The sequence below is a fragment of the Streptomyces niveiscabiei genome, from assembly GCF_001419795.1.
Lineage (GTDB): Bacteria > Actinomycetota > Actinomycetes > Streptomycetales > Streptomycetaceae > Streptomyces > Streptomyces niveiscabiei.
On record NZ_LIRL01000471.1, the window covers coordinates 1 to 5157 of the forward strand.

6 protein-coding genes are annotated in these 5157 nt (G+C 70.4%); all 6 read right to left on the minus strand.

Translation table 11 applies throughout. The annotated features are described in order from the left end of the window. The coding region (locus AOK24_RS50995) for a hypothetical protein (protein WP_055721918.1) at positions 1-350 on the minus strand (350 nt) is incomplete at its 3' end. Positions 351-695: 345 nt separating this feature from the next. Then, positions 696-1895, minus strand: a complete 1200-nt coding sequence (gene cbiE, locus AOK24_RS22745) for a precorrin-6y C5,15-methyltransferase (decarboxylating) subunit CbiE (protein ID WP_055721919.1) — start codon at positions 1893-1895, stop codon at positions 696-698. 99 nt (positions 1896-1994) lie between these two features. Beyond that, positions 1995-2633, minus strand: a complete 639-nt coding sequence (locus AOK24_RS22750) for a GNAT family N-acetyltransferase (RefSeq protein ID WP_055721920.1) — start codon at positions 2631-2633, stop codon at positions 1995-1997. A gap of 131 nt (positions 2634-2764) precedes the next feature. After that, complete coding sequence (locus AOK24_RS22755; protein WP_055721921.1) at positions 2765-3601, minus strand: MetQ/NlpA family ABC transporter substrate-binding protein; 837 nt, start codon at positions 3599-3601, stop codon at positions 2765-2767. A gap of 66 nt (positions 3602-3667) precedes the next feature. Continuing rightward, a complete protein-coding gene (locus AOK24_RS22760) occupies positions 3668-4393 on the minus strand; it encodes a methionine ABC transporter permease (RefSeq protein ID WP_055721922.1) in 726 nt (241 codons plus the stop codon). Beyond that, positions 4390-5157, minus strand: a 768-nt coding sequence (locus AOK24_RS22765; protein ID WP_055721923.1) for a methionine ABC transporter ATP-binding protein, incomplete at its 5' end; no start/stop codon positions are given. The genes AOK24_RS22760 and AOK24_RS22765, both read right to left, overlap by 4 nt.

Below are 5157 nucleotides of genomic sequence, written 5' to 3' on the forward strand. Positions count from 1 at the left end.
CCGACACCCGCTTCCCCGATTCCCTGACCCCCGGTCACCTGTCCCCCCTCGCCCGCGCCGTACCCCGCGCCGTAGTACATCCCGTTTTCAGGAACCCCCGCGTCCTGAACCCCGGGTACGGCCTGCTGGGTGTAGCCCGCGTGGACCGTTTCCACGACCGGCTCCGGTGCGGGGGGTGCCACCTCGTTGCCCCAGGCGCTCTGGGCGCCGGGCAGGAGGAGTTGGTCTTCGTCCTCGGCGGGGGTCTCGGAGAGGTAGGCGTACGCGGGGGGCGTGGGGACGCCCGGCTGCTCCACCGTGCCTGCGTTCTCCGGCAGCCCCTCGCCCGGGATCTGGCCGGTGTCGGTCATGCGTACCCCTCGCCCATCGGTTAGTGCTCCTTCGGCCGGCTCACCGGAACGGCGCACCGTCCGCCCCGCTGTGAAGAACGAGCCTCGGCGCCCAGCGGCACGAACGACCCTCCCGAAAAAGCGACAAAGCCATTCAGTGGCATTGTCCCGGTCATGGTCGTGGCGCGACAGGTCGCCCCGCGACGCCCCGCTGTGGACTGCGCCACGTTGCGCGGCCCTCCGGTTCGTGTCGTACCGCACGCGCCCAAAGCGGACGCGGTTTTCCGGACATTGGCTGATGAACTGCCGGTGCCCGGAAGCGGTACGACGATCGGCCAGCCTACCGCGCGCAGTACGACAACAGGATCACAGCCCGCGATCCGGGAGGACCCCGCTGAGCAGGAACGCGACGCTGCGGCGGCGCTCCGTCCAGGCCCGGGTGTCGAGCTGGACGGACTGGAGGAGGGCGCACTCGACGTGGTAGCCGTGTTCGGTCAGGTCACGGCCGAGGCGTTCGGCGGCGTCGCGGGTGAGGGCGTGGGTGACGATGCGTTCGGGGCGGCGGTCGGCGACGGCGGAGACGACCGCGGGGCCGCCCCCGCCGACGCGGACGACGTCGGGTTCGGGGAGGTTCTCCAGGACGTGCGGGGCCTGGCCCCGGACGATCTGGAGCTGGACGCCGAGGTGCCGGGCCGTCGCGTCGGTGCGGGCGCAGGCGTCGATGTCCTGGTCGACGGCGAGGACGGCGGCGCCCGTGCGGGCGGCCTCCGTCGCGAAGGCGCCGGTGCCGCAGCCGATGTCCCAGACGAGGTCGCCCACGCGCGGTCCCAGGCGGGCGAGTTGGGCGGTGCGCAGGAGCTGGGACTCGCCCTCGCCGCGGCCGTCGGCGTACGCGTGCCCGCGAGGGCCGGTGGCGGGGTCGCGGCCCATGATCCACTCGCCCTGGCCGCCCGTGGTGACCGGGCCGCCGATGGCGATGACGACGTTGGGGTCGCGCCAGCTGCGGTCGGCGGCCTTGTCGGACGACAGGACGCTCACGCGCTCGCGTTCGGTGCCGAGTTCCTCGCAGACGACGAACGTGCGGTGCACGCCCTCCAGGAGCAGGCCGAGTTCGGCGGGTCCGGCGCCGGGCGAGGTGAGGACGGCGACCTTGGTGTGCGCGCGGCAGACGTTCACCGCGCGGCGCAGGGTGCGGCGGTGGGCGACGACCACCTGTGCGTCGTCCCAGGGCATGCCCGCGCGGGCGAAGGCGGCGGCGACCGAGGAGACGGCGGGGACGACCTCGACCTCCAGGCCGAACTCCGGTGCGCGCAGGGTCCGTACGACGCCGAAGAACCCGGGGTCGCCGTCGGCGAGGACGACGGCCGTGCCCCGGTGGTGGCCGGCGATGCGCCGGGCGGCGAGGGCGACGCTGCCGAGGCGGATGCGTTCGGCGCCGGGCGGTACTTCGGGGAGGTCCAGATGGTGTGCGGCCCCCGCGACGAGCGTGGCGGCGGCGAGAGCGGAACGCGCCGCCGCGTTCAGGGGCGAGCCGTCCCAGCCGATCACCGTGACGCGGTCGGCCATCGTCGTCAGTCTCCCGGGGATTCACGCAGGCAGCGGGCTCCGTGAGGGTACCTGGTCCCGTCTTGCCGGGTGGCTGCCGGGATCAGTTCCAGGCCGAGATCAGTTCCAGTCGGCGTACGACGGATACCCGCCGCTCTCCGCGAGCCGCTCCCCCGCGCCCTCCAGGTCCTCCGGGAGGAGGCTCCAGACGATGTAGTCGGTGCGGGCCTCGGTCCAGGGGCCGTTCTCGGCGCGGACTCTGACTATGGACGCGCCGCGCAGGACGCCCTCGCTGATACAGCCGATCTTCTGGGCGACCTGCTGGGAGGCGGTGTTGTCGGCGGCGGTGCGCAGTTCGATGCGTTCGAGGCGCTGGTCGGTGAAGAGCCAGTGGGCGGTGGCGAGGGCGGCCTCGGAGGCGTAGCCCTCGCCTCTGGCCCAGGGGGCGATGATGTACGACATCTCCGTGGAGCGGACGTGCCAGTTCGTCTTGGTCAACTGGAGGACGCCGACGAGGCGTTGGGTGAGGAACTCGGTGACCGCGAAGTCGATGCCGCGGCCGGCGGCGCGTTCGGCGGGGGCGTACTCGGTGATCCAGCGCAGGGCGTCGGCCTCGCCGAAGGGGTGGGGGACGGACGTCCAGGCCGTGACCTGCTCGTCGGCGGCCATCTCGATGAGCGCGGGGACGTCGTCCTCGTCGAGGGGGCGCAGCACCAACCGCTCCGTGCTGATGGAGATGGTGGGGAAGGTGCTCGTCATTGCGCCGCTCCGTAACGTCGGGAGAAAGCTTGTGACTTCCTCCGCTGAACTGCCCAGCATGCAGTATGCGGGCCGCGTGACACACCACGGGGTCCGTACCCGCCAAGGTACGGACCCCCTGTGCCGGTCGCTCAGAAGGACGGGATGACCGAGCCCTTGTACTTGTCCTCGATGAACTTCTTGACCTCGGGCGAGGTGAGGAGCTTGGCGAGCTTGACGACGCGCGGGTCCTTCTCGTTGCCCTTCTTCACCGCGAGGAAGTTGCCGTACGGGCTGTCCTTGGCGGACTCCAGGACGATCGCGTCGGTGGCGGGCTTGAGGTCGGCGGCGATGGCGTAGTTGCCGTTGATGACGGCGGCGTCGACGTCGTCCAGGGAGCGGGCGGTCTGGGCGGCCTCGACCTCCTTGAACTTGAGGTCCTTGGGGTTCTTGGTGATGTCCTGCGGGGTCGCCTCGCTGCCGGCGCCGTCCTTGAGGGTGATCAGCCCGTTCGCGGCGAGCAGTTTCAGGGCACGCGCCTCGTTGACGGCGTCGTTGGGGACGGCGATCGTGGCACCGCTCTTCAACTCGTCGGCCTTCTTGACCTTGTGGGAGTAGAGGCCGAGCGGCTCCAGGTGGACCGTGACGACGGGCACGATGTGGGTGCCGCGCTTCTTGTTGAAGTCGTCGAGGTACGGCTGGTTCTGGAAGTAGTTGGCGCCCACCGAGCCGTCCTCGGTCGCGGTGTTCGGGACGATGTAGTCCTGGAACTCCTTGACCTCCAGGTCGAGTCCGGCCTTCTTCGCCAGGTTGTCCTTCACGTAGGTGAGGATCTCGGCGTGCGGGACGGGGCTCGCGGCGACGACGAGGGGGCCGCTGTAGTCGGTGGACGAGGAGGCGTTGTCCTTGTCCGAACCGCAGGCGCCGAGCGTGAGGGTGAGCGCTCCGGCGGCGAGGACAGCGGTGGTGATTTTGGCGGTGTTACGCACGAAAAGTGCCTTTCCTGAGGGTGTGACGATCCCGCGATGGGTGATGCGGGGAAAATTAAGGGGTGTTCAGCCGGCCTTGCTCGTGGCCGGTGCCGCCTTCAGCAGCCGCAGCTTCGGCGCCGGGCCGGAGCGTCCGCCCCGCCGGTGCAGGGAGCGGGCCGCGTAGTCGCCGGCGAACTGGATGACGGAGATGACGACCGCGAGGATGAGGACGGTGATCCACATCAGCTCGGTCTCGAAGCGCTGGTAGCCGTAGCGGATGGCGATGTCGCCGAGGCCGCCCGCGCCGACCGTCCCGGCCATCGCCGAGTACCCGATGAGGGCGACAATCGTGGTCGTCGTCGACGCGATCAGCGACGGCAGCGACTCGGGGACGAGGACCTTGCGGACGATCGTCCAGGTGTTGCCGCCCATCGACTGCACGGCCTCCACGAGCCCGCCGTCCACCTCGCGGACGGCCGTCTCGACGAGGCGCGCGAAGAACGGGATGGCGCCGATCGCCAGGGGCACGATCGCCGCCTCGCGGCCGATCGTCGTACCGGTGATCGTGCGGGTGAAGTTCATGAGCGCGACCATCAGGATGATGAACGGCATCGAGCGGGCGACGTTCACGATCTGGCCGATGACCTTGTTCGCGACGACGTTCTGGAGGAGGCCGCCCCGGTCGGTGAGGACGAGGAGGATGCCGAGCGGGAGGCCGCCGACGACGGCGATGAGGGTGGACCAGCCGACCATGTAGAGGGTGTCCCAACACGCCTGCGACAGCAGGGGCTGCATCTCGGACCAGGTCACTGGGCACCGTCCTTCACCAGTCCGGGCTCGCCGGCCCCTTTTTCCAGAACGTCTATCTGGAGCCCTTGTTCGCGGAGGAACCCGATGGGCACCACGTTGTCCTCGTACCGGCCGGGCAGTTCGATGCGCATCCGGCCGACCTGGAGGCCGCCGACGGTGTCGATGGCCGCGCCCAGGATCGAGATGTCGATGTTGTAGGTCCGCGAGAGCTGCGAGATGACGGGCTGCGTCGCGGTCTCGCCCTGGAAGGTGACGTCGACGACGGTCCGGTCGTCGCCCGTCGGCGCGCCGCTCACCGGGAACAGCGCGGAGGCCAGCTGCGAGCCCGGTGTCGCGAGGAGTTCGCCGACCGTGCCGGACTCGACGATCCGGCCGTTCTCCATCAGCGCGGCGGAGTCGCAGACCGACTTCACGACGTCCATCTCGTGCGTGATGAGCAGGACCGTCAGGCCGAGCTTGCGGTTCAGGTCGCGCAGGAGGTGGAGGATCGAGCGGGTCGTCTCCGGGTCGAGGGCGCTGGTCGCCTCGTCGGACAGGAGCACCTTCGGCTCGCCGGCGAGGGCGCGGGCGATGCCGACGCGCTGCTTCTGGCCGCCGGACAGCTGTGCGGGGTACGCCTTCGCCTGGTCGGCGAGTCCGACCAGGTCGAGGAGTTCGCGGGCCTTCGCGGCACGCGCGCCGCCGCTCACGCCGAGGATCTCCAGCGGGAGTTCCACGTTGTCCTGGACGGTCCGCGAGGAGAGCAGGTTGAAGTGCTGGAACAC